Annotated in this window: 24 protein-coding genes and 1 tRNA gene; 4 read left to right on the top strand and 21 right to left on the bottom strand. The window is 68.8% G+C overall.

Annotated elements, in window-relative coordinates; translation table 11 throughout:
• Positions 1-254 precede the first annotated feature (254 nt).
• Positions 255-689, bottom strand: a complete 435-nt coding sequence (locus RPIT_RS12440) for a hypothetical protein (protein ID WP_077343737.1) — start codon at positions 687-689, stop codon at positions 255-257.
• Between the two features lie 60 nt (positions 690-749).
• Positions 750-1,496, bottom strand: a complete 747-nt coding sequence (locus RPIT_RS12435) for a GntR family transcriptional regulator (RefSeq protein WP_077343736.1) — start codon at positions 1,494-1,496, stop codon at positions 750-752.
• Between the two features lie 204 nt (positions 1,497-1,700).
• Between RPIT_RS12435 and iolC the strand changes: the two genes are divergently transcribed.
• Positions 1,701-2,681: a 5-dehydro-2-deoxygluconokinase gene (gene iolC / locus RPIT_RS12430; RefSeq protein ID WP_077343735.1), complete on the top strand. Its 981-nt coding sequence runs from the start codon at positions 1,701-1,703 to the stop codon at positions 2,679-2,681.
• A gap of 15 nt (positions 2,682-2,696) precedes the next feature.
• Here iolC and RPIT_RS12425 read toward each other — a convergent pair whose 3' ends face one another.
• The 4 genes from RPIT_RS12425 to RPIT_RS12410 all read right to left on the bottom strand — a co-directional run bounded on the left by RPIT_RS12425 (position 2,697) and on the right by RPIT_RS12410 (position 6,798).
• Entirely contained in the window at positions 2,697-3,074 is a 378-nt protein-coding gene (locus RPIT_RS12425) for a phage holin family protein (RefSeq protein ID WP_077343734.1), read from the bottom strand.
• A gap of 158 nt (positions 3,075-3,232) precedes the next feature.
• Positions 3,233-4,093 (bottom strand): TIM barrel protein, encoded by an 861-nt coding sequence (locus RPIT_RS12420; protein WP_077343733.1) that lies wholly within the window; start codon positions 4,091-4,093, stop codon positions 3,233-3,235.
• A 103-nt stretch (positions 4,094-4,196) separates the two neighbouring features.
• Positions 4,197-4,796, bottom strand: a complete 600-nt coding sequence (locus tag RPIT_RS12415; RefSeq protein WP_077343732.1) for a histidine phosphatase family protein — start codon at positions 4,794-4,796, stop codon at positions 4,197-4,199.
• Between the two features lie 73 nt (positions 4,797-4,869).
• Entirely contained in the window at positions 4,870-6,798 is a 1,929-nt protein-coding gene (locus RPIT_RS12410) for a glycosyltransferase (protein WP_077343731.1), read from the bottom strand.
• A gap of 73 nt (positions 6,799-6,871) precedes the next feature.
• On the opposite strand from RPIT_RS12410, the gene RPIT_RS12405 reads away from it, so the two are divergent.
• Positions 6,872-7,423, top strand: coding sequence for a gluconokinase (locus tag RPIT_RS12405; protein ID WP_077343730.1), 552 nt, complete (start codon positions 6,872-6,874; stop codon positions 7,421-7,423).
• A 75-nt stretch (positions 7,424-7,498) separates the two neighbouring features.
• Here RPIT_RS12405 and RPIT_RS12400 read toward each other — a convergent pair whose 3' ends face one another.
• The 10 genes from RPIT_RS12400 to RPIT_RS12355 form a co-directional block, all read right to left on the bottom strand.
• Positions 7,499-7,837, bottom strand: a complete 339-nt coding sequence (locus RPIT_RS12400) for a NifB/NifX family molybdenum-iron cluster-binding protein (RefSeq protein ID WP_077343729.1) — start codon at positions 7,835-7,837, stop codon at positions 7,499-7,501.
• Between the two features lie 85 nt (positions 7,838-7,922).
• Complete coding sequence (locus tag RPIT_RS12395) at positions 7,923-8,111, bottom strand: hypothetical protein (RefSeq protein WP_077343728.1); 189 nt, start codon at positions 8,109-8,111, stop codon at positions 7,923-7,925.
• A 26-nt stretch (positions 8,112-8,137) separates the two neighbouring features.
• Entirely contained in the window at positions 8,138-8,959 is an 822-nt protein-coding gene (locus RPIT_RS12390; RefSeq protein ID WP_077343727.1) for an ABC transporter permease subunit, read from the bottom strand.
• Positions 8,956-9,858: an ABC transporter ATP-binding protein gene (locus tag RPIT_RS12385; protein ID WP_077343726.1), complete on the bottom strand. Its 903-nt coding sequence runs from the start codon at positions 9,856-9,858 to the stop codon at positions 8,956-8,958. Before RPIT_RS12385 ends, RPIT_RS12390 begins: the two co-directional genes overlap by 4 nt.
• Complete coding sequence (locus RPIT_RS12380) at positions 9,855-11,306, bottom strand: PH domain-containing protein (RefSeq protein ID WP_077343725.1); 1,452 nt, start codon at positions 11,304-11,306, stop codon at positions 9,855-9,857. The genes RPIT_RS12385 and RPIT_RS12380 overlap by 4 nt, the downstream gene beginning before the upstream one ends.
• Positions 11,303-11,779, bottom strand: coding sequence for a PH domain-containing protein (locus RPIT_RS12375; protein WP_077343724.1), 477 nt, complete (start codon positions 11,777-11,779; stop codon positions 11,303-11,305). The genes RPIT_RS12380 and RPIT_RS12375 overlap by 4 nt, the downstream gene beginning before the upstream one ends.
• On the bottom strand, positions 11,776-11,922 hold the full coding sequence (locus RPIT_RS16180; protein ID WP_162274556.1) for a hypothetical protein: 147 nt from the start codon (positions 11,920-11,922) through the stop codon (positions 11,776-11,778). Before RPIT_RS16180 ends, RPIT_RS12375 begins: the two co-directional genes overlap by 4 nt.
• Positions 11,923-12,526: 604 nt before the next feature.
• Entirely contained in the window at positions 12,527-12,928 is a 402-nt protein-coding gene (locus RPIT_RS12370) for a HEPN domain-containing protein (protein ID WP_077343723.1), read from the bottom strand.
• Positions 12,928-13,521, bottom strand: coding sequence for a nucleotidyltransferase family protein (locus RPIT_RS12365; RefSeq protein WP_077343722.1), 594 nt, complete (start codon positions 13,519-13,521; stop codon positions 12,928-12,930). Before RPIT_RS12365 ends, RPIT_RS12370 begins: the two co-directional genes overlap by 1 nt.
• Positions 13,522-13,887: 366 nt before the next feature.
• Positions 13,888-13,970 (bottom strand) — tRNA-Leu (locus RPIT_RS12355).
• Between the two features lie 139 nt (positions 13,971-14,109).
• On the opposite strand from RPIT_RS12355, the gene RPIT_RS12350 reads away from it, so the two are divergent.
• The gene (locus RPIT_RS12350) at positions 14,110-14,796 is read left to right on the top strand and encodes a response regulator transcription factor (protein WP_077343720.1); all 687 of its coding nucleotides are present in this window, start codon (positions 14,110-14,112) and stop codon (positions 14,794-14,796) included.
• Positions 14,793-15,899, top strand: coding sequence for a sensor histidine kinase (locus RPIT_RS12345; RefSeq protein WP_077343719.1), 1,107 nt, complete (start codon positions 14,793-14,795; stop codon positions 15,897-15,899). The genes RPIT_RS12350 and RPIT_RS12345 overlap by 4 nt, the downstream gene beginning before the upstream one ends.
• Positions 15,900-16,000: 101 nt before the next feature.
• Here RPIT_RS12345 and RPIT_RS12340 read toward each other — a convergent pair whose 3' ends face one another.
• The 5 genes from RPIT_RS12340 to RPIT_RS12320 all read right to left on the bottom strand — a co-directional run bounded on the left by RPIT_RS12340 (position 16,001) and on the right by RPIT_RS12320 (position 20,564).
• The gene (locus tag RPIT_RS12340; RefSeq protein ID WP_077343718.1) at positions 16,001-16,768 is read right to left on the bottom strand and encodes a DUF2202 domain-containing protein; all 768 of its coding nucleotides are present in this window, start codon (positions 16,766-16,768) and stop codon (positions 16,001-16,003) included.
• A 574-nt stretch (positions 16,769-17,342) separates the two neighbouring features.
• Positions 17,343-17,744: a rhodanese-like domain-containing protein gene (locus RPIT_RS12335; RefSeq protein WP_077343717.1), complete on the bottom strand. Its 402-nt coding sequence runs from the start codon at positions 17,742-17,744 to the stop codon at positions 17,343-17,345.
• Entirely contained in the window at positions 17,741-18,409 is a 669-nt protein-coding gene (locus tag RPIT_RS12330) for a PIG-L deacetylase family protein (protein ID WP_077343716.1), read from the bottom strand. Before RPIT_RS12330 ends, RPIT_RS12335 begins: the two co-directional genes overlap by 4 nt.
• An 86-nt stretch (positions 18,410-18,495) precedes the next feature.
• Complete coding sequence (locus RPIT_RS12325; protein ID WP_218121584.1) at positions 18,496-19,803, bottom strand: MFS transporter; 1,308 nt, start codon at positions 19,801-19,803, stop codon at positions 18,496-18,498.
• Positions 19,803-20,564 (bottom strand): FadR/GntR family transcriptional regulator, encoded by a 762-nt coding sequence (locus tag RPIT_RS12320; protein WP_162274555.1) that lies wholly within the window; start codon positions 20,562-20,564, stop codon positions 19,803-19,805. The genes RPIT_RS12325 and RPIT_RS12320 overlap by 1 nt, the downstream gene beginning before the upstream one ends.
• Positions 20,565-20,650: the final 86 nt, after the last annotated feature.

Raw genomic sequence — 20,650 nt, 5'->3', positions numbered from 1 at the left:
GCTCCCTAAGGCCACCGGTTCCGTCGAAACGCCAACGGTCCGACCCCAACGCCAACGCGTCGCGGCGTTCGCTGGCGAAATTCAGCGACGCCCCCGAGATATCAGGGGCGTCGCTGGGTCTTGTTGGCGAACCTCGCTCCCGGTTGGCGAACGGGGATCTCGGTTGGCGTAACGGTGTTGGTTGGCGTAACGCGGTGTCGGTTGGCGTTTGCATCCCACGCCGCGACGACGTGAGGGGGTGGAGGCGCTCGAGGCTAGTGCGAGGCGTCGGAGGCCGGGGGGATCTCCGTCGGTGCCTGCATGCTGGCCAAGCGCTCGTTGATCTGTTGCAGCAGCTCGGCGGTCTCGGCGTTCAGCGCCTTCATCGCGGTGCGTCGGTGCTTGCCGGTGTTTGCGCTCCAGGCAAGCTCGCCGCGGACCCGCAGCGCCTGGGCCTGACGTCGCCACCCCTCCGGCTCGGGCGATCCTGGGAAGGTTTCGTCGACGGCGTCAGCCGCCACGTTGATCGCGTTGAGTTTGGCGTCGAAACGGAGCTTCGGGTTCTCCGAATTGGCCGAGGCCTTCAGCTTGCCGACGGCGTCGTCGATACTGCGGGCGATCTGCGGGTTCTCGCGCAGGGCCGTCAGCAGCGTGGCCGTGGTGGCGATGACGCCGCCCGCCGTCTTGACCAGGATTCCCAGTTTGCTCATGTCACAACTGTAGAGATCCGCTGGTAAACCGTGCCCCCACTAGGGCGAAACGCCCCAGGATCAGGCGATCACCGTCTGGTCGTAGGAGTACATCGACGCCCGGTAGACGTGCATGCCGAACTCGACCGGCTTGTGCGACTCGTCGTAGGCGGTCCGCTGCATCGTGAGCAGCGCGGCGCCGGCCGGCTCGTTCAACAGGCGCGCTTCGTCCTGCGTCGCCAGGCGCGCGCCGATCTGCTGCACGCCGATCGACACGCGGATGCCGCGTTCGCGAAGCCGGGCGTACAGGCCGCCTGATTCGAGCTCGGCGAGCGAAGGAGCGATCTCCGACGGCAGCCAGTTCGTCAGGATGGCGAGCGGCTCGTCGCGCAGCATGCGCAGGCGCCTCATGTGCACGACGTCGGCGCCGACGGCGAGGTTCAGGGCGGCGGCGACGCCGGGGGTGGCGCTCTCGACCTCCCACGTCAGCACGGAGGTGCGCGGTTCGACGCCGGACTTCTCCAGGTCGTCGTTGAGCGAACTGAGCGCCATCGGGCGGTGGATGCGCGTCGGCGTCACCTGCGTGCCCGCGCCCCGACGTCGGACGATGAGGCCGCGGTTGGTCAGGGTCTCCATCGCTCGCCGTGCCGTGGGGCGCGACACCTTGAGTCGCTCGGCCATCGACACCTCATCCTCAATGCGGGTGCCCGGCGTGATCTCACCGCTCTCAATGGCCGCCGCCAAGGGTTCGGCGATCTGTGCGTGCAGCGGAATAGTGCTGTCGCGATCAACTTCGATCTGCAGGATGTATGGCTTGGATTGTGGCATGGGGGGCTCGCTTGTCATGAGAACTGCCTCATTGTAAGGCGAAGAGGAGGTGTGATGTAGGTTCTTTTGTCAGTCCGTGACATTCCTGCCCGCGGTCCGATTGCCGCGAGCGCGAGTGGGGCGCTGGCGAATCGTGCGGCCCGGCGCATCCGGGCGGGCGGGCGTCGTTAGGATGGGCGTCCCGCCCCAAGGAGGCTGCCGCTCATGGGATTGTTCAGCGACCGCAACGCCGACGTCTTGACGATGGGGCGCATCGGCGCCGACATCTACCCCCTGGAGCATGGAATTGGCCTCGAGGACGTGGCGTCGTTCGGCAAGTTCCTCGGCGGGAGCCCCACCAACGTGGCTGTGGCGGCAGCCCGCTTGCGGCGATCGGCCGCGGTGGTCAGCGCCGTCGGCGACGATCCGTTCGGGCGGTTCTGCCGCAACGAACTCGTCCGCCTCGGTGTCTTCGACGACTACGTCAAGGTGCTGCCCGGGTTCAGCACCCCGGTCACGTTCTGCGAGATCTTCCCGCCCGACAGCTTCCCGCTCTACTTCTACCGCACCCAGGCGCCTGATCTGGAGCTCGGTTCCGATGACCTCCCTCTGCAGGAGATCGAGGAGGCTCGGGTCTTCTGGATCACCGTGACTGGTCTCTGCCGCGAGCCGAGCCGCGGCGCTCACATTGCCGCGCTGCAGGGACGGGCGCGGCGGCGGCACACGATCATCGACCTCGACTACCGCGAGCAGTTCTGGGATTCGCCGGAGGCGGCACGGGCCGCGATCGACGAGGTGATGCCGATGGTCGACATCGCCGTCGGCAACGCGGCGGAGTGCGACGTGGCGTTCGGCGAAACCGATCCCGAGAAGTCCGCCCTGGCGATGCTCGAGCGGGGGGTCAAGCTGGCGGTGGTGAAGCGAGGCCCCGACGGTGTCCTGGCCATGACGGCCGAGGAGGTGTTCGAGGTAGAGGGGACCCCGATCGAGGTGGTCAACGGTCTCGGTGCCGGGGACGCGTTCGGCGGGGCGCTGTGCCACGGTCTGCTCAAGGAGTGGCCAATGCTCGACGTCCTCGTGGCGGCTTCGGCGGCGGGAGCGCTGGTGGCGACGCGCCTGGAGTGTTCGACGGCGATGCCGAGCGAGCCCGAACTTCTCGCCGCCGTGCGGCGAAACCCCGTCAAGACCACCCGGCGGCGCCGCTGACCGCGACGCCGGGGCTCAGTCCTTGCCCGCGCCGAGAAGGCTGGCGACGACGGAGGCCACCAGCGAGATGACGATCGAGCCGAGCAACGCCGAGACGAAGCCGTCGACCTCGAATCCCAGACCGAGCTGGCCGGACAGCCACGACGTCAGCATCAGCATCAGGGCGTTGATGACGAGCAGGAACAGGCCGAGCGTCAGCACGATCAGGCAGGCGCTGATGGCTTGTGTGAACGGTTTGACGACGGCGTTGACCACGCCGAGGATCGCGGCGACGGCCACTAGTGTCAGCGCCTTGTTGGCCGTGGTGTCGGCGGTCAGCGAAATGCCGGGAATGAGCCAGACGGCCAGCGCCGTGGCGACGGCGGTGGCGAGGATGCGCAGCGCAAAGTTCATGCGTCCAGCCTAGTTCCCTGAGCTTGTCGAAGGGTTACGGCCGTGATGGTAGTCGCCGCCCTGTGGCCGGGGGCGGAGGCAGGGAACCGTGCCGTAACCTACGACGGGCGGGCTGCTCGCTGCGCTCGCTGGCCCTGCTCAGGGACGATGGGCACGGATCAGGCGAGAGCCTGGAGCGCGGCGAAGGACTTCGCAGCGTTCGCGACCGGGCCGTCGTCGGCGGGGGGTTCCTCGTCGAGCATGATGTCCTGCTCAAGCACGAAGTAGCCGTCGAAGCCAGCCTCGTTCAGCAGACCGACGATCGTCGGGAAGTCGATGTCGCCGTCGCCGATGGGCGTGAACATGCCCGCCTTGATGCCCTCGCTCCAGCTGAGCTCACCGGTCAGCAGCTTGTCGGTCAGGTCCTTACGGATGTCCTTGGCGTGGACGATGTCGACACGGTCGGCGTAGTCGCGCACGAGCTGGACGACGTCGGCGCCACCCGCGGACAGGTGTCCGGTATCGAGGCAGAGGCCCACGGTGGAGTTGTCCAGCACCCGGCGCACCTCGTCGACGTTCTGCACCATCGTGCCCCAGTGCGGGTGGAGGGTGGCGGTGACGCCCTTGGCGGCGCACGCCTCGCGGATGCGCGAGAGGTTGGTGAACAGCGTCTGCCAGCCGGCCTCGTCGAGGACAGGACGGTCGTCGTAGCCTTCACGGCCCGAATCCGCGGCCAGGACGAGGAACTCACCACCGGCCACCTCGAAGGCGTGCAGTTCCTGCTCGACCATCCCGATGGGATCGAAGTCGGGGTCGTGCATCACCGCCAGGAAGAACGAGCCGACGGGCTTGAGCCCGTACTCGCGGACGACGGCGGCGCGCTCCTCGGCATCGACCGGCAGCCAGCCCTGGGGGCCGAACTCGGTGGCGGTCAGGCCGATCTCACGCATCTCGGTCAGCACGCGTTCCGGCGCCATCTGGTATCCCCAACCGGGCACCTCGCACACGCCCCAGCAGATCGGGGCTCCGGCGATCTTCATAACAAGTCTCCTCACTCAGGCCGCAGCGGCGCGGCAGTGTGCACCATTATGTCCTAACAAGACGGGGTTCGTGAAGGCGGCCCCCGGAAGGCAGGTGAGAGTCTCAGCTGGCCAGTTCGCGCTGGAAATCGCCCCAGCGCTCGATCTCCCAGCCCTCGGAGCTGGTGCCGTTGAGGACGATCCACTGGGTGTTGCGCAGCGGCGGGGCGTTGTGGGCGCCGAAGTCGGGATCCTGGGAGATCGACCAGACGCGCAGCGCGGCCCCGTGGCTGACGAGGGCGACGTTGTCGTGTCCGTGGCGCTCGATCGACGTGACAGCGTTGGTGAACCTCGTCAGGAACTCGCGCGCCGTCTCGCCTCCCTCGAGGCCGACGTCCAGGTTGTCCGGGGCCCACGAATTGAGCATGTCGACGTAGGCGGTCCAGTCGGTGTTCATCTCTTCGACGCCAGCCGCGATCTCGTGAATGCCCTCTAGGATGACTGCCTCCAGTCCGCGCGCGGCGGCGAGCGGCGCGGCGGTCTGCTGCGCCCGGGTCAGCGTCGACGCGTACAGGGCGTCGATCTGCTCGTGCGCTAGCGCCCGGACGAGGGCCTCCGCCTGCGCCAGCCCGGTCTCGTTCAGCGGGGCACCGGGGTGTGCGGTGTCGAGTGCACGGGCAACGTTGCTGGCGGTTTCGCCGTGGCGAATGAGGATGAGGCGCATGGAAGCACCATACCTGGGCTCCCGGACAGGCCCGCTCCCGGATCCACGAGGAAGGACGGGGACCGCGCGCTGACTAGGGGAGGTGGGGGAAGGTGCCCTTCAGGCCGACGGAGGTGCGGATCGCCTCCACCTGGCCGCCGCTGTGCGTAATGGTGGCGCCGTCGTCGTGGACCGTGAGCTGCGTGCGGTGGTGTCGGAGGGCTTCGGCCACGCGGGGCAGATAGCCATCGAGGTCGAACCACCGGTCGGCGTTGTCGCGGTCCGGGGTGAGCGCAGCGAACGGCAGCCCCAGTTCCGCTGCGGCGGCCTTGCTCGCGTGGTGCATGGCGACGTGGTCGGGGTGCCCGTAGCCCCCGTCGTCGTCGTAGCTGACGACCAGGTTGGCGCCGACCCGTCGCAGGTACGCCACCAGGTCGGCGACTATCTCGGCCTCGTCGGCCGAAGTCAGGGCGTCCTCGGCGACGTCGTCGGCCGGACCGGCCAGGCCGCTCTCCAGCCACTGCATGCCGGAGTCGAGATATCGGCGTGGTTCTGAGCCCACCCGTGCCGGCGCCATGCCGAGGTAGGCGTGGCTGCTGACACCGAGCGAGTCGAGCGCACCGGCGAGCTCAGCTTCGCGACGACGTTCGAGCTCAGGGGTGCCTGCGAGGTGGGTCAGCGGGCCAGGTGCCACTCCGCCCATCTCACCCCGGGTCGCGGTCAGCACGGAGACGTGCAGACCCTCGTCGATCAGGTGGGCGATCAGGGCGCCCGACGCGAGCGTCTCGTCGTCGGGATGGGCGTGGACGAAGCACACGTGCCCGACCGGTCCCGACGCGATCGCCCGGCGGTACGCGGCCACGGTCTGCTCGGCGACGTGATCCCACGTCATCGACTCTGCTCGCTGCCGCCCGGTTCGGCCCAGGGCGGCGCTTCTGTCGGGATCGCGCAGCAGTTCACCAAGGGCAGCTGCCCAATCGGCCGGCTCGTGGGTGGGGACCAGCAGGCCAGTGTGGGTATTGCAGATCGCCTCGGTCAGCCCGCCGGCCGCGGCCGCGAGCGTTGGGATGCCGGACGCGGAGGCCTCGAGCGCCACGAGGCCGAAGGTCTCCGAGTACGACGGCACCAGGAGGATCGACGCGTGGCGCAGCAGCTGCGCGAAGTCGGCCCGGTCCTGACCGGGCAGGAACGTCACTCGATCCGAGAGACCCAGGTCGTCGACGAGGCGGTGCAGCTCTGCTTCATAGTCGGCGAAGTCGGCCGACGCCTGGCCGGCGACGACAAGGTCGCGCCGCTCGTCGTCGGGCAGCAGCCCCAGCGCCCGGATGGCGAGGTCGGGCGCTTTCAGCGGCTGGAGCCGCGCCGCGAAGAGGAGATAACCGGGCTCGACGTCCGGATGCGGCGTCCACGTCGATCCCGGCTCGGCAGGGTGGAACAGGTCGATGTCAACGCCCGGCCGGACGATCGCGACCCGCTCCGGGTCGGCCTGGCACCGTCCGATGACGACGGCGGCCTCGTGCCGCGAGACGGCGAGCACCAGCGTCGACTGCGTGGCGCACATCACCTCACCGTCGAGGCGCGCGGGCGACTCGGCGGGTTCCCCATCGCGCAGCGGTGAGTTGGGATGCGCCGCGACGGAATGGAAGGTCATCACGTGGGGGATCCCGGCTGCGCGGGCGAGGGGGAGCGCCGCGACGCCCGACATCCAGTGGTGGGAGTGCACGACGTCGAACCGGTCAAGGGAGCCGAGGTTGCTGCGGAACTCGTCTATGTGCTGATCGATCTCGCTCTTCGGCAGAGGCCGTGGCGGCCCGGCGCTGATGTGGTGGATCACCAGGCCGTCGTCGAGAGTGACCGTGTCAGGGGTGTCGGCTGAGGCGCGCCGGGTGAAGAATTCAACAGTGATTCCGTTGCGGGTCAACGCTCCCGCGAGTGCCCGGATGAGCACGTTCATCCCGCCGGCGTCGGCGGTGCCGGCCCGTTCTGCGGGGGAGGTGTGGAGCGAGATGAAGGCGACGCGCATGACACCGGACGGTACACGCTCCGCAGGGACGGAAGCTCACCATGGCCGAGATGAGGGCGTCTAGGCTAGCCGGATGGATGTGCACAGCGACCCGGCCCGTCAGAGCCCCGTCCATCTCATCGTGATGGGTGTGACGGGGACCGGGAAATCGACGGTCGGGGAAGGCTTGGCGGAGCATTTCGGGCTTGTGTTCGCGGAGGGGGACCTGTTCCACTCCCAGGCGAATATCGACAAGATGGCCGCGGGCCATCCGTTGACTGACGAGGACCGCTGGCCGTGGCTTCGGTCGATCCGGGACTGGATGACGGACAAGGCGGCGGAGGGACGTTCAACGGTGGTGGCGTGCTCGGCGCTGCGGGAGGTCTATCGTGACGTGCTGCGCGAGGCGGACGGTGTGGTCTTCTTCGTTCACGTGGTGCTACCGGAGGAGGTCAACCACTCCCGGTTGGAGAATCGATCCGGTCACTACATGAAGAGCGACATGCTGGAATCGCAGCTCGACACGCTCGAGCATCTGGACGACGACGAGAGCGGCATCCTGGTCCTCAACGTCGGGAACCCTGACGATGTGGTCGCAGACGCCGTGCGTGCGGTCGAGGACCGCTTCCACATCGATTCACCCTGAGAAAACGTCCTCCGACGCCTGCATAGGCGCTGGCACCGCATTTCTTCAGGACGAACTCAACTGCCGCGGCTCACCTCAGAGGTGGTGACCCCTCAACGCGGCGAGAACCGAGGCCTGGGCGTAGCCCGGGGAGGACTGCAGGGTGGGTATGCCCATCGTGTGCAGCGTCCGGGCCATGCCATCGCCGACGTGATCAACGACGACGGCCTCGATCTGCTGCTCCTTGAGGAACCGCACGACCCTCGCGTGATGGGACCCGTGCGTTCCCGCATCGTGGGACTCGTCCCATCGCACTTCGTGCACCGTCCAATCAGCAACGGAGCCGTCGCGCACGTCGGCCACGCCGATCCACTGAGCCTTGCCCCAACTGTGGGCGGACCGACCTTCGGGGTCGATCGGTGTCGCAATGATCATGGGTCACGTCCTTTGCATCGTTGATTCGATGCTAGGCCCCACGTATTGGCGTCCTGGACCGGCCCGCCCCAGTCGCGGCAGGCAGCTACACGCCGCGCTTGAAGGCCTTCCCCAGGGTGCCGAAAGCGCCGAGGAGAGCGACCACCGCGAGGATGGTGATCACCACGGGCATTGGTTCCCCCAGGTCCGCGCCACCCTGGGTCCGGTAGACGAGAAGCGCGACGCCGACGGCCAGGAGAACGAGTCCGAGGGCGATGGAAGAGGTGCGGTTCATGGGGTTACCTTTCACTGTTGACGACATCAGGCGGTCTGGCCTTCACGGCGGAACTGGACGCTGGCTCCGACGGCGACGATCGCGACCCACCCGGCCAGCACGGCCAGGCCGGTCAGCGCAACGGGCACAGGGCCCTGGTTGGCGGCCGACACGCTGAGCGACTGCAGCACTGCTACGCCGGGAGTGGCCTGCAGCGCGTAGCCGAGAGCGGGGCCGAGAGCCGGGGGAGCGGCGAGTTGCGCTGCACCTACGGCGAGGGGCAGGACGAGCAGCGCGAACATCGCAATAGCCATCGCGGGCGCCCCACGACGCACGAGGGTCCCGGTGAGAAATCCGAGGAGAGCCGTGAGAGGCGCGGCCACGGCGATCGCGAGGAGAGACAGCGCTACAACGCCCAGGTCGATCCGTGACCCGCCTGACATCGCCAACCCTCCGGCGAGCACCGCGCCAGCGGCGGTGAGAGCAGTGACCTCCCCGATCACCATGGGGGCGACCGCGCGGGCGGCGAGGAGCCGACGACGGTCGGGCACGAGGAGCAGGGAGCTCAAGACGGTGCCGTCGGAGGTCTCCGCCGCCGCCGCACCGAGGGCGCTCAGGCCCAGCAGGATGGCGACGACTCCGCCGGCGGTCTCCATGGCGGTGGGGACAGACCCGCCGGTGGCGGCAGCGCCCTCGGGATCGAACGAGGCCACGAAGGCGAGAGCTCCCATGCCGGCGAGCAGGCCTGCGGCGGCGATGAGCGCCAGCCGGACGAGGTGGCGCCGCGACGACAGATGGCGTCGGAGTTCCGCCCTGACGACGGTGGAGAACCGTTGGTGGCTCCGCACCTGGACTGGGTTCTGGTTCATGCCGCGGACTCCTGCTTCTGCGAGGTGCTGGTGGACGAGAGGAACAGGTCCTCGAGCGAGTGGACGTTGGGGGCGAGGTGGGAGAGCGTCAGCCCGGCCCCGAAGACGATGCGGCCGACCTGCTCCGGGTCGGCGCCGGCGACCAGTGCGCCGTCGCCCTCGGGCCGGGTATCCAGGCCCTGCCGGTGCAGCAGTTCGAGGACGGCTGCCAGTTCGGTCGAGGCGATGTAGACCTCAGGGCGGTTCTCGCGCGTGGAGAGCTCGGCCAACGTGCCGGCCCGGACCACCTGGCCCTCGTGGAGCATGACCACCCGGTCGGCCACCAATTCGAGCTCGGACATCAGGTGTGACGACAGGAGGACGGCCTTGCCATGGGCGGCCTGTTCCTTCAACAACTCGCGCAGCCAGATGACACCGCCCGGGTCGAGACCGTTGACCGGCTCGTCGAGCATGATGTTGACCGGATCCCCGATCAGAGCCGCGGCGATACCCAGCCTCTGTCGCATGCCGAGCGAATAGGTGCCGATCGCCCTGTCGTGGACGCCCCAGAGCCCAACCGTCTCCAGCATCGGCCGCACCCGCGCGGCGGGAATCGACTGGGTGTCGCAGACGAAGCGGAGGTGGTCGCTGCCGGAGCGCCGGGTGGGCAGCCACTCGCCGCTCATGTAGACGCCGAGGGCGCGGCCCGGGACCGCTGCCTGCGTGAAAGGCACGCCGTCGATCAGCGCCGTGCCCGAGTCTGCGGGGAGGAGGCCCGCGATGATCTTCATCAGCGTCGTCTTGCCGGCGCCGTTGGGGCCGACGAAGCCGGTGACGTGGCCGTCGCGTGCCTGGAGTGACACGTCGTGGAGGACCTGCTTCGCGCCGAGGCGCTTGGACACGGAGGTGGTCTCGATCATGGCGTGCTTTCTGTGAGAGGGGAGCGGTGGGTGGCAATTGCGCTGGCCACGGCGGCGAGGTCAGCGAAAGGGGTCCGGAGGGAGACGTAGCGCCGCGGGCCGCCCGCGTAGACCCCCAGCCACGCAGCCCACAGGCGGTGTGGAGCCGACCTCCACGCGGTACTGCCGAGACCGTGGACGGCGCTTGCCCTGAGGGTTGTCTCCCGGACATGTGTGAACTGCGTCGTGACGTGGATCGCCCTCCGCGACGGGTCCCAGGCGAACTGGGTCACGGCGGCCTTTGCGGCCACCGACAGCAGCAGCCAGGCGCTCGCCGCGATGAGCAGGGCGGACCACAGGGGAAGGCCGACCCACTCGGCGGCGAGACCTAGGCCGACGGCGGGGGAGACGAGCCCCACGGCCCACCCCAGCGCCCGGGCGGCCCGGTGGTCGTCCCGAACTCTGGACGGCGCGGGCGAGAGGTGGCCGAAGTGCTCACCTGCGACTCTCTCGACGGTGGCCAGAGGAGCCGAGGGGATCACCGTGTTGCTGGCCAGGCGTGCCCCGGAGTCGCGGGTGAGGACGCCGAGCCGAGCCCGCCCCAGGAGCAGTTCGACGATGTTTCGGTGCACGATCAGGCCCTGGACGGCGTCGGCGTCGAACCGGCGTTCCCGGCGCGCGAACCAGCCGTAGGAGGTCAGCAGCTGGCCATCGGGGAGGCTCTCCACGCGGAAGTCGTGGTAGCGGGCGAGGGTGATCAACAGACCTCCGGAGAGCCCCACCACCAGGCCGACGGCCACCCGCGTCACGAGCGGTAGGTCGCTGACGAGCGGGCCAACTGCGCCCGTCAGGCCGAGCTGATCGGCCAACTCCCAAGCCGAGAGGAGGAGCGCCAGACCAACGACGACGATCTGTCCGTGGGCCACCGACATCACGGCCAAGGAACCCTTGCCGGCGCGGTGGACGATCGTCCCCGCCGGGGACGGCGTGGGGTCGGTGGGGCGTTCCCCGTCTGCGATGGTCGGTCTGGCAGTGTCGGCAAGCCGTGCCCGCAGCGCGTCGACGAGTTGCGGGTCGAGGCCTCGCAGTGCGACGCGGGTCTCCTCTCCACCCGCTTGCGCGATGGTTACCTTGTGCACGCCCAGGAGTCGGTGGGCCCAGGGCGTGTCCACGTCGAATCCGGTGATCGAATCCCAGGGGATCGAGCGCACGGTCTTGTGGATGATGCCGCGGTCGTGGACGAGCGCGGCGGGGGTCATCAAGAACCGGTTGCCCCAGTAGCCGACTGGGGGCTCCAGGACGAGAACCGCGAGGTACAGCCAGCCCGCCACCCGAAGGACCTCGCTCAGTCCCGTGCCGGGCGTCGTCTCGACCACGACGAGCCCGACTATGGCCAAGGCGAGGTTCGGCAGCGCGCCGAGGTACTCGGCCGCGACCGCTCGCCGCGAGTTTCTGAACCACTGCGTCATGACTCGTCCACCGTGCGGCCGGAGCCACTGAGGATCGTGCGGCGGATCGCGTCCGCCTCCTGCGTGGTCACTGGGCCCAGCTCATGGTCGCCCACCACCATCTTGACCCGCACCGTTGCGAGGCCGAACTGGCGGAGCACGGGGCCCTGGATCACCTCGGCGTGGAGGATCTGGGGCACGGCCACCGTGACCGTGGTGAGGAGGAACCGGCCCCGGCTGACGAAGTACTCGTCCTCGCTGACGCGGTAGCGGAACCAGTGGTGCCGCAGGGGGATGAACACGAGGTCTACGGTGAGAAAGAGCGCTCCGACGGCGACGACGAACGGCAAGGGAACGGGCAGGCGCAGGAGGACGACCGCAGCACAGGCCACGGCAGTGAGAATGCCGGCGACGGTAACCGCCTGGATCATCCGGTACGTGCGGGCAGCCTCGGGTAGACGCTTGACACCGTCACCGGTCTGCGTCTCGTTCACGGGGGTCGGCCTCCATCGGTCAGCGGGCAGGGAAGGGCCGTGCAGGGGGAAAGCGTATCCCCCTGCGCGGCGGGTCTGGGTGTCCGAGATCGGCCGATCCCGAGGATGCGCAGGATCAGCTCGATGATCGTGGTCACCGACATGCCACGCTCAATCCACTTCTTGACCGTGCTCCAGTTTGTTCTTGATCCAAGGAGCTGAACCCTGTTGTTCGGCTGCCGTCCGGAACGCTAGGGGCGGCCGGGGTGCAGCCTGCGGGTGCCCTGGCGTCGCGCTGTCGAAGGATGACCTGGTTGTCAACCAGAGGAATGGGTGAGTCAACCGGAGATGACCCGGGCGTGGCTCCCAAGCAACTTTGGTAGCTGCTGCGCGGTTCCTGTCCCTGACGTGAACCCCTCCATGTGCAAAGAGCTGACGGGTGGCACGGCCAGTGGCGTGCGTCCCCGAATGCAAAATCGCCCGGCTGTAACCAGCCGGGCGATCAGTGGTGCGCGTGAGAGGAGTTGAAGCTTTCTGCTATCCAGCGATAATAGCCTCCTGACAAGGCCTTTTGATGGGCCTGAGGCATGTCGTCACCTTGTCGTGGGAAATGTGTGGGGGATTTGTAGAGCCGCCACTGCGCGCGTTGCGGTCAACTGCAATCGCGAGATTGGCGCAGAACGGCTGCATCCTCGGCGCCGTGGAACGGAACAGGCGGAAGCGTAGCAACCGTGCCGGCACGGGGGCTCGGCATCGGCGCGGCGATCGTCACCCGTTGAGGCGGACGACGCGGACGGCGATCTCGACCAGGCTCCGAGCGCGACGGACGAGCGCCTCAGCCTTCACAGCAGACATGAGGCTGACGCCGTACTCGACGTCAGCCTTGTTCGACACCAGTTCGCGGAGTCCCTTCTCGGCACCGGCGGCGTCCGGTCGCTGCCCTAGTGCCCGACGAAGCTCCTTCGCGGCAAGCGCGTGGTCCTTGCCCTTCACCGTCGAACCGGTGAGTTGAGTGACGATGGCGTCCTTGGCGCAGATGCCCGCGTGGATGGCATCCCCCGCAGCAACGGTGTACCGCTCCGCATTCAGATTGGCCTCCGCGGAGGCCAGGTACTCCTCGGCTTTCCTCAGGAAGCTTCGTGCGTGATTGCGGTGTTCGAGCGTCGCCATCACGCCACACCAACGGTCGCCTGCGGGAGCGACCCGAGCAGAACCACCCCGTCAGCGACGATCTGAGCGACGACCGGCTCCTCGCCGCTGCCTGCGAGCCGCCCGAACTCCTCCGGTGTGAACACCAGCACATCGCAGTCGTTGCCCAGCCGAGTGCGGACCGCGTCTTCCAGTTCCGTCCGACCCTCCCAGCCCGAGGGCGCAACGACTGCCAAGTCGACATCGCTCTCGGCCGTTGCCTCCCCCCGCGCCACCGACCCGAACAGGACCACCACATCGACACTCGACCCGACCACTGCCCGAACCGCCTCCCGGAGCGCAGCAATCGGATCGAGCAGGACCCGCAGAGGCTGGATGGCGTAGTGGTCCTCATTGATCGTGTGAACCATCGCCCGGCCCACAGCGCGGCTCTCCACCACACCGAGATCGGCGAGGGAGGCCAGCGCCTGCTGAACCGACCACAGGCTGCACTGATCGCGGACCAGGCCGTGCACCTGCCGCCCGGTCAGCGGAACACCCGTGCGCAGCAGCACGGCCAGCACCGCCCCGCTCGCACCTGGGATCAAGCCCCCGAACGCAACCTCAAATCGCATATGACCAGTCTACCTGCCATATGACTGTATCTCCAGTCACTTGGGGCGATCACGTGGTTAGGCCGCTGAGACCCAAGCGGGGCGACGAATCCCTGATCGGTGTCCCCGGTGTAGAGGCCGACACGCGCCAGCCGATCCAGATCTTTCCCGGCCCGAGCGTCAATGTGCCTGTCGAAGTCGTCTCCGTCGTCGAGCGTAAGCGTGACCTGTGAGTCCAAGGCCGCGAGCAGTCGGGCGACCGTCATCGCGGCCACGGGGAATACGTCGCGAATGGGAGGCCTCTGAAGGCGATCCGTGTCCACGACTGAGAAGGACCGAAGTCCTTGTCAGAGGTTATTTGATGCAGTCAGGGACCATGCATCGTTGTGCGCGTGAGAGGAGTTGAACCTCCACGCCCTTGCGGGCACCGGCACCTGAAGCCGGCGCGTCTGCCATTCCGCCACACGCGCATCCGGACCTTGCGATCCGACGTCAAAGACTAGCACCGCTTCGGCGGACGGCCAAACGACGGCGGGTCCGGTCGCCACGCCCCGAACGCCTTGCCGCGCCGATACCCTCAGGGGTACCGTCGTAGTGAGGTGAGCGCCCATGAGCCCAACTGTCCTCGTCGTCGACGACGAACCCGACATCGCTTCGCTGCTGCGCCGATACCTCGAGACCGACGGGATGTCCGTGCTGACGGCCGCCACCGGGGCTGAGGCGCTTCGGCAGGTGGAGCGCGCCGACGTCGTCCTGCTCGACCTCGGGCTGCCCGACCAGAGCGGGCTGGACGTGCTGGCCCGAATCAGAGCCACGTCGTCGGTGTACGTCATGGTTGTGACGGCCAGGGCCGAGGAGGTGGACCGGATCGTCGGGCTCAGCCTCGGCGCCGACGACTACATCGTCAAACCGTTCAGCCCACGCGAGGTCGTGGCCCGGGTCCATGCGCTCCTGCGCCGCCCGCGTGGGGAGGGGCCGTCGGACTCGTCGCTCAGCTTCGGCGAGCTCGCGATCGACCCCGAGCGGCGCGAGGTGACCGTCGAGGGTCAGCAGGTGGCGCTCAGCGCCCTCGACTTCGACCTGCTGCTGGCGCTGGCCCGCAAACCGGGGCGCGTCTTCTCCCGAGGTCAGCTGCTCGAGCAGGTGTGGGGCTACGACTTCTACGGTGACGAACGCGTGGTCGACGTCCACATCCGCACCATCCGGGCGGCGCTGGGGGAGGCTGCGGCCGGCTTCGTCGGGACCGTCCGGGGGGTGGGCTACCGGTTCCTGCCCGACCCGGGTGGCGCGCGATGAGGAGCCTCCGGGCGCGGCTGACGGCCAGTCACGTGGCCGTCGTACTCGTGGCCGCCGCGATCACGTTGCTGCTGACCCGGGCCATCACCCCGGCGCTCTACGACCGCCTGGACCGCGGGCCGCACCGTGGCCCGCCCACCGCGTTGGGGTTCAGGCAGCAGATGCTCGACGCCGTCGACCTGGCCCTGCTCATCGGTGCCGGGGTGGGCGTGCTCACCGCCACCATCCTCGGCTCAGTGGTGGCCTGGCGGTTCGCTGGCCGGATCCGCTCCCTCCAGCAGGCTGCGCGGGAAATCGCGGCGGGTGGTTACGACACCCCCGTGCCGCGCCCGCCGGAGCGGGAACTCGCTGCCCTGGCGGCCGACCTGGACGGGCTCGGGGCCTCGCTCGGCGATACTGAGGCGCGTCGGGTGAGGCTGCTGGGCGACGTCGCGCACGAGCTGCGCACCCCGCTGACCGTCGTCGGCGGTTACGTGGAGGGGATGATCGACGGCGTCGTGCCCACGACCCCCGAGCAGTTGGCGCTCATCAGCCGTGAGGTGGAGCGGATGCGCCGGCTCTCCGACGACCTGACGGCGCTGTCCAAGGCCCAGGAGCCCGCCGGGCTCGAGCTGCGCCGGTCCAGGATCGACGTGTCGCACGTGGTGGAGGAGGCAGCACGGAGGCTGGCGCCGCAGGCGGCGGACGCGGGCGTCACGCTGAGCGTCGAGGCCAGCGAGGCGTGGGCGGAGGTCGACGGGGAGCGCGTCGCGCAGATCGTGACGAACCTCGTCGGCAACGCGCTGCGCGCCGTGAACGACGGCGGGCGCGTGGAGGTGCTGAGCCGACCGGTCGGGGACCGGGTCGAGGTCACCGTCAGCGACGACGGCGAAGGGCTGGCCGCCGACGACCTGGAGCGAGTCTTCGAGAGGTTCTACCGCGTGCATCGGCGCTCCGGCGACGAGCGCGGCGGCGGCTCCGGGATCGGCCTGACCATCGCCCGCCAGATCGCCCGCGCGCACGGCGGCGACCTCGTCGCCCGCTCTCCGGGGCCGGGTCTGGGTGCCACGTTCACCCTGCTCCTCCCGGCGCTGGCTGAGCGGGGGGTGAGGTTGAGCAAATGAGATGGGTCAACGAATAGAAACGCTGTTATCCCGGCGTGTCGCAGCAACGACCCATCTCAGTTGCTCAACTCACGCGCGAGCCCGGCCGGAGGGGAGGGAGGTCAGCGACGGCCGCCCTGTCCGCGTGGCCCGCCGCCCTTGCGGTCCTGCTGGGGTCCGGTGCCGTCGCAGGTCTCCGGGCGATCTTCGCGCTGAGCGGCGCGCGGGGCGTCGGCGCGGGGACCCATCTGGCCCGGCTCCCGCTGCCCCATCTGACCGGGCTGCCCCTTGCCCGGCTGCCCCTGCTGGTTGCCCCGATTCGGGCCGTTGCCGTTGGGACGGTTGCCCGGCTGACCCATCGTCTGGTCGCCTTCGGACCAGCGGGTGAAGGCGGCGAGATGGTTCTCCGAGCCCTTCAGCAGCCGCTCGTAGACGTTCTCGACGGCGTCGTCATCGACGATCTTCAGCTGAGCCTTGAGGTCGGCGATGTCGCGCTCCTCGAGTTCGATCGCTGCCTTGAAGGCCGCGTCCTCGTTCGCCTTGCCGTCGGCGAGCCAGTCGTCGTAGAGGTTCTGCAGCGTAGCGTCGCTGTAGGTGCCGGCCGCGAGGCCGGCGCTGGGGTCGTCGAGCTCATACGTCGTGAGCAGCCGCCCGATGGCGTCGAAGTGGCGTTGCTCGCTTCTTGCGATGCGGTCCCAGACGACCGAGTCGTACAGTTTGCCGAACTCGGTGTAGAGGTCTCGGGCCAGCCGCTCCTCTTCGCGGCTGAACGCGACGCTGGCCTTCTCGTCAGCGTCGAGAGTGTCGTCAGCGGAGGCGACCATCGCCCCGCTGAATGCCAGGCCAGCAGCGGTGACGCTGACGGCGATGGTTCGAAGTGTTGCCTTCATGGGAGTGCTCCTTCTTGAGTGACCCTTCACCACTCAGTGCACCCTGCGGGGATGAAGGAACCCCCCGCGACAGTGTGAAGCTTTCGTGAAGCACGTCGTTCTCTGACGTTCCCCTGAGTAGCGTCCGTGAGGAACGGGCGGCTGGCCTTTGCCGTTTCCCTGAGTGGCGTCCGTGAGGAACGGGCGACCGGCTCTCACCCGTTTCCCTGAGTAGCGTCCGTGAGGAACGAACGGACGCGTATCGAAGGGCTCGTGACCTCGATCGCTGACCCGGGTCATTGCGATGTGGCGGGAGCCCTTCGATACGGTCGCTCGTTCCTCGCTCCCTACTCAGGGAGACGTCGGGGTGCGGCGGCTCGTTTCTCGCCCCTAGTCAGGGAGACGTCGGGGTGCGGCGGCTCGTTTCTCGCCCCTAGTCAGGGAGACGTTGGGGTGCGCCGGCTCGTTCCCCACTGCCCAGCGATGGGGTGCGGCGGCTCGTTCTTCGCTTCCGTTCACCCTGAAAAAACGTTCCTCGAGGGCTACCTGAGGGATGGCGCGTCAATTCTTCAGGGCGAACCCGCGCTCAGTGTGCTCAGCTGACGATGTCGTAGCCAGCGGACTGCCAGGCGCCGATGCCGCCGGCGAGGTGGAAGGCCTCGAAGCCGCGCTCGGTCATGATGTCCAGGGCCACCTGCGAGCGGTTGCCAGAGCGGCAGTACACCGCGTAGGGGACCGCGTTGTCGAGCGACGCGACGTCGTCGGCGAACGTGGGCGACTGGACGTCGAGGTTGATCGCGCCCGGGATATGGCCGGCGGCGAACTCCTCCGGGGTACGCACATCGAGGATGACCGTGCCCTCCTTGGCCATGCGCTCCTTGAAGCCGGCGGCGTCGTACTCGGTCTGCTGCGACGTGGCGTCGGCCCCGGCGCTGCAGGCGGCAACGGCCAGCACGGAGGAGGCGGCGAGGGCGGTGAACAGGCGACGGGTGATCATGAGTTCTCCTGAGTGGGGTCGGTCAGGCGGAGGTATTCGTGGTTGCCGAGCAGTTCAAGGCGACGCCATAACAGGCTACCCGGCACCGCCTGGCTGGCGTGTTCGGCGGCAGCGGCGAGCTGGCGCGTGCGGTCAACCTCCAGGACGATGGGCAGCTCGGATTCGCGGTAGCCGGTGAACGCGACGCCGTACTCCTCGGCCAGCGCGTCGGTCACGTGGAGAGGCAGTGCCCACTCCAGCGTCGGGAGGCCCCGCTCAGCGGCGACGGCAAGAGCGGCGCGGCTGGCCGCCTCGTGGTCCGGGTGCCCGGTCACGCCACCTTCGGGGGAGAAGACGAGGAAGGCGTCGGGCTGGACGGTGTCGGCAGCGAGTTCGACGTCACGCACCAGCAGCTCGGGGTACTGCGAGAGCCCGCCGTCGGGGTGGGCCAGGAGCGTGGTGTTGTGGCAACCGAGAGCAGCGGCGGCCGTCTCGAGTTCGAGGGCGCGGATACGCGCCAGGTCCGGGTGGGCGCCGAGCGTGGAGGCCTCGCCCGAGGTGAGGCAGAGCACGCTCACCTGGCTCCCGGCGTCGATCAGCGTCGAGATCACCGCGCCGAGGCCGAAGGACTCGTCGTCGGGGTGCGCGACGACGGCGAGCACGTGCGGCAGGGGAGGGAGTTGCATGTCACAAGCTTATACCCCTGGGGGTATTAAGTCCAGCTCTGCGGATCGGCATTGACGAGCGCAGAGGTCGGCCCTGGACGGTCAGTTCAGTGTGCACGTCCGTTCAGGTCGACGCGGTAGCGGCGGAAGGCGGGGGAGGCCACGGCGACCACTGCGATGCCGGTCAGCACCAGCAGGCCGCCGCCGCCCGTGGCCCACGCCGGACCGACCACTTCGGCCGCCCCTCCGTGGACGACGTCGGCCAGCCGCGGCCCGCCCGCGACCACGACGATGAAGACCCCCTGCAACCGTCCCCGGACGGCGTCGTCGGTGGCGCCGAGGAGGATGGACTGGCGGAAGGCGGCCGAGGCCATGTCGGCGGCCCCGCCGATGACCAGCATGCCGAGCGCCAGGCCGAGCATCGCGTTGGTGGCCCATGGTGCCAGGCCGACGGCTGCGCCCATCACCGCCATCGCCGCGCCCCACACGACGATCGCCCAGAGTACGGCCAACCCGTGGCGCGACACCCGCGATACCCAGCCCCCGAAGACGCCGCCGAGCACAGCCCCGGCGGGCATCGCTGCATAGAGCAGCGCGAACTGCAGGCCGCCCTCGGCCGGGCCACCGAAGGAGACGTGGGCCATCTGCGGGAACAGCGCCCGTGGCATGCCGAAGATCATCGCGATGAGGTCGACGACGAAGCTCAGCAGCAGGATCTGGTGGGCGCCCAGGTACCGCAGCCCCTCGACGACGGACTTCAGCCCCGGAGCCCCACGGGGTCGGTCCACCGGCAGGGGAGGCAGGCGCCACACCGCGTAGAGGGTGGCCAGCAGGGTCAGGGTGTCGGCGAAGTACAGCCAGCTGTAGCCGAGCACGGGGATGAGCGCACCGCCCACGAGCGGTCCGGCGATCGCCCCGGCCGACATGACCGTCATGTTGAGCGCATTGGCGGCGGGGAGTTGGTCGGCCGGCAGCAGCTTGGGCAGGATCGCGGTCCTGGTGGGCTGGTTGACGCCGAAGAACGCCTGCTGCAGTGAGAACAGTGTGAGCAGCACCCAGACGTTGTTGAGGCCGAGGAAGGCCTGCACCCAGAACAGTCCCGACGTGACGATCAGCCCGAGGGTGGTGATCGCGAGGAGGCGGCGGCGGTCCATGTGGTCGGCCAGCGCCCCGCCCCAGAGTCCGAACACAATGAGGGGCACGAGGCCGAAGAGCCCGGTCAGCCCGACCATGCCCGAGGAGCCGGTGATCGCGTAGATCTGCGCCGGCACCGCGACGACGGTGAGCTGCGCGCCGATGACCGTGACGATGTTCGCCACCCAGAGCCGACGGAAGTCGGGCGTCTGGAGGGGGCGGGTGTCGGCGAACAGGCGGCGCAGCCTCCTCGCCAGGCCTGCGCCGCCCCCGGTATGCATCACGCGGGTGAGGCTACCTCCTCCAGCCCGTACCCGTCCCCGGCCGCGTCGTCGGAGGAGACGGCGCCGCCGGTGAGCACGCGCATGAGGGGGGCGTAGTGGCTGAGCACCGCTTCCTGGTAGGTCTCCAGCTCGCCGGCGATCGCCGCGTCGCACATGGCCTGGTGGGCCGCGACAGTATCGGCGATGTCGCGGGGTGTCGGCACGCCGAGGCGAGGGGCCACCACGGTGTGGACGTCCCAGAACGCCGCCACCAACTGGCCGTAGAGAGTGTTGTCGAGGACGTCGGTCAGCGTGAGATGGAACGCCCGGTCCTCGGCGGCGAACGTGTCGTTGCGCGCCTTCTGGGCCGCCATCGCGTCGCACAGGGCGTAGAGCGCCGCGCCGTCGCGGCCGGCCCAGTGCGCCACGATCTCCGGCGCCAGCGCGAGGTCGAGCGCCTGGCGCACCTCGACGATCTGCCGGAGCGTCTTGAAGTCGTCGCCGGGCAGCACCACTCCCTTGAACGTGAGCCCCTCGACGAGCGGGCGCATGGACATCTGGCCGACGAAGGTGCCGGTCCCGTGCCGAACCTCGAGGATGTCGAGGGCGACCAGCGTGCGCACCGCCTCGCGCAGGTTGGAGCGGGATACGCCGAGCTCCTCGACCAGCTGCACCTCGGTCGGCATCGGATCACCGGGCTTCAGCCCCTGTGTGAGGATGTGCTCCTTGACGGCCTGGATGGTCTGTCGGAGCCGCTGGGGCTCGCGTGATCCTGACACTTCTATCTCCCTTGATTGAGCGTTATGCAAATGTTATTGATCGTTTGTTCACTCGGATCGATCTCGTGCCATAATCTTAGCGATGT

Source organism: Tessaracoccus flavus (assembly GCF_001997295.1).
GTDB classification, from domain to species: Bacteria; Actinomycetota; Actinomycetes; order Propionibacteriales; family Propionibacteriaceae; genus Arachnia; species Arachnia flava.
This window is presented reverse-complemented; position numbering and strand designations above follow the sequence as displayed.

Bases quoted from the DNA above. Each gene is read 5' to 3' on its own strand.
- RPIT_RS12400 (WP_077343729.1), bottom strand. From the start codon at position 7,837: ATGATCATTGCGACACCGATCGACCCCGAAGGTCGGTCCGCCCACAGT.
- RPIT_RS12395 (WP_077343728.1), bottom strand. From the start codon at position 8,111: ATGAACCGCACCTCTTCCATCGCCCTCGGACTCGTTCTCCTGGCCGTC.
- RPIT_RS16180 (WP_162274556.1), bottom strand. From the start codon at position 11,922: ATGTCGGTGACCACGATCATCGAGCTGATCCTGCGCATCCTCGGGATC.
- RPIT_RS12385 (WP_077343726.1), bottom strand. From the start codon at position 9,858: ATGATCGAGACCACCTCCGTGTCCAAGCGCCTCGGCGCGAAGCAGGTC.
- RPIT_RS12410 (WP_077343731.1), bottom strand. From the start codon at position 6,798: ATGCGCGTCGCCTTCATCTCGCTCCACACCTCCCCCGCAGAACGGGCC.
- RPIT_RS12425 (WP_077343734.1), bottom strand. From the start codon at position 3,074: ATGAACTTTGCGCTGCGCATCCTCGCCACCGCCGTCGCCACGGCGCTG.
- RPIT_RS12380 (WP_077343725.1), bottom strand. From the start codon at position 11,306: ATGACGCAGTGGTTCAGAAACTCGCGGCGAGCGGTCGCGGCCGAGTAC.
- RPIT_RS12420 (WP_077343733.1), bottom strand. From the start codon at position 4,093: ATGAAGATCGCCGGAGCCCCGATCTGCTGGGGCGTGTGCGAGGTGCCC.
- RPIT_RS12435 (WP_077343736.1), bottom strand. From the start codon at position 1,496: ATGCCACAATCCAAGCCATACATCCTGCAGATCGAAGTTGATCGCGAC.
- RPIT_RS12330 (WP_077343716.1), bottom strand. From the start codon at position 18,409: ATGCAACTCCCTCCCCTGCCGCACGTGCTCGCCGTCGTCGCGCACCCC.
- RPIT_RS12390 (WP_077343727.1), bottom strand. From the start codon at position 8,959: ATGAACCAGAACCCAGTCCAGGTGCGGAGCCACCAACGGTTCTCCACC.
- RPIT_RS12325 (WP_218121584.1), bottom strand. From the start codon at position 19,803: ATGCATACCGGGGGCGGCGCAGGCCTGGCGAGGAGGCTGCGCCGCCTG.
- RPIT_RS12405 (WP_077343730.1), top strand. From the start codon at position 6,872: ATGGATGTGCACAGCGACCCGGCCCGTCAGAGCCCCGTCCATCTCATC.
- RPIT_RS12340 (WP_077343718.1), bottom strand. From the start codon at position 16,768: ATGAAGGCAACACTTCGAACCATCGCCGTCAGCGTCACCGCTGCTGGC.
- RPIT_RS12440 (WP_077343737.1), bottom strand. From the start codon at position 689: ATGAGCAAACTGGGAATCCTGGTCAAGACGGCGGGCGGCGTCATCGCC.
- RPIT_RS12350 (WP_077343720.1), top strand. From the start codon at position 14,110: ATGAGCCCAACTGTCCTCGTCGTCGACGACGAACCCGACATCGCTTCG.
- iolC (WP_077343735.1), top strand. From the start codon at position 1,701: ATGGGATTGTTCAGCGACCGCAACGCCGACGTCTTGACGATGGGGCGC.
- RPIT_RS12370 (WP_077343723.1), bottom strand. From the start codon at position 12,928: ATGGCGACGCTCGAACACCGCAATCACGCACGAAGCTTCCTGAGGAAA.
- RPIT_RS12415 (WP_077343732.1), bottom strand. From the start codon at position 4,796: ATGCGCCTCATCCTCATTCGCCACGGCGAAACCGCCAGCAACGTTGCC.
- RPIT_RS12365 (WP_077343722.1), bottom strand. From the start codon at position 13,521: ATGCGATTTGAGGTTGCGTTCGGGGGCTTGATCCCAGGTGCGAGCGGG.
- RPIT_RS12335 (WP_077343717.1), bottom strand. From the start codon at position 17,744: ATGATCACCCGTCGCCTGTTCACCGCCCTCGCCGCCTCCTCCGTGCTG.
- RPIT_RS12345 (WP_077343719.1), top strand. From the start codon at position 14,793: ATGAGGAGCCTCCGGGCGCGGCTGACGGCCAGTCACGTGGCCGTCGTA.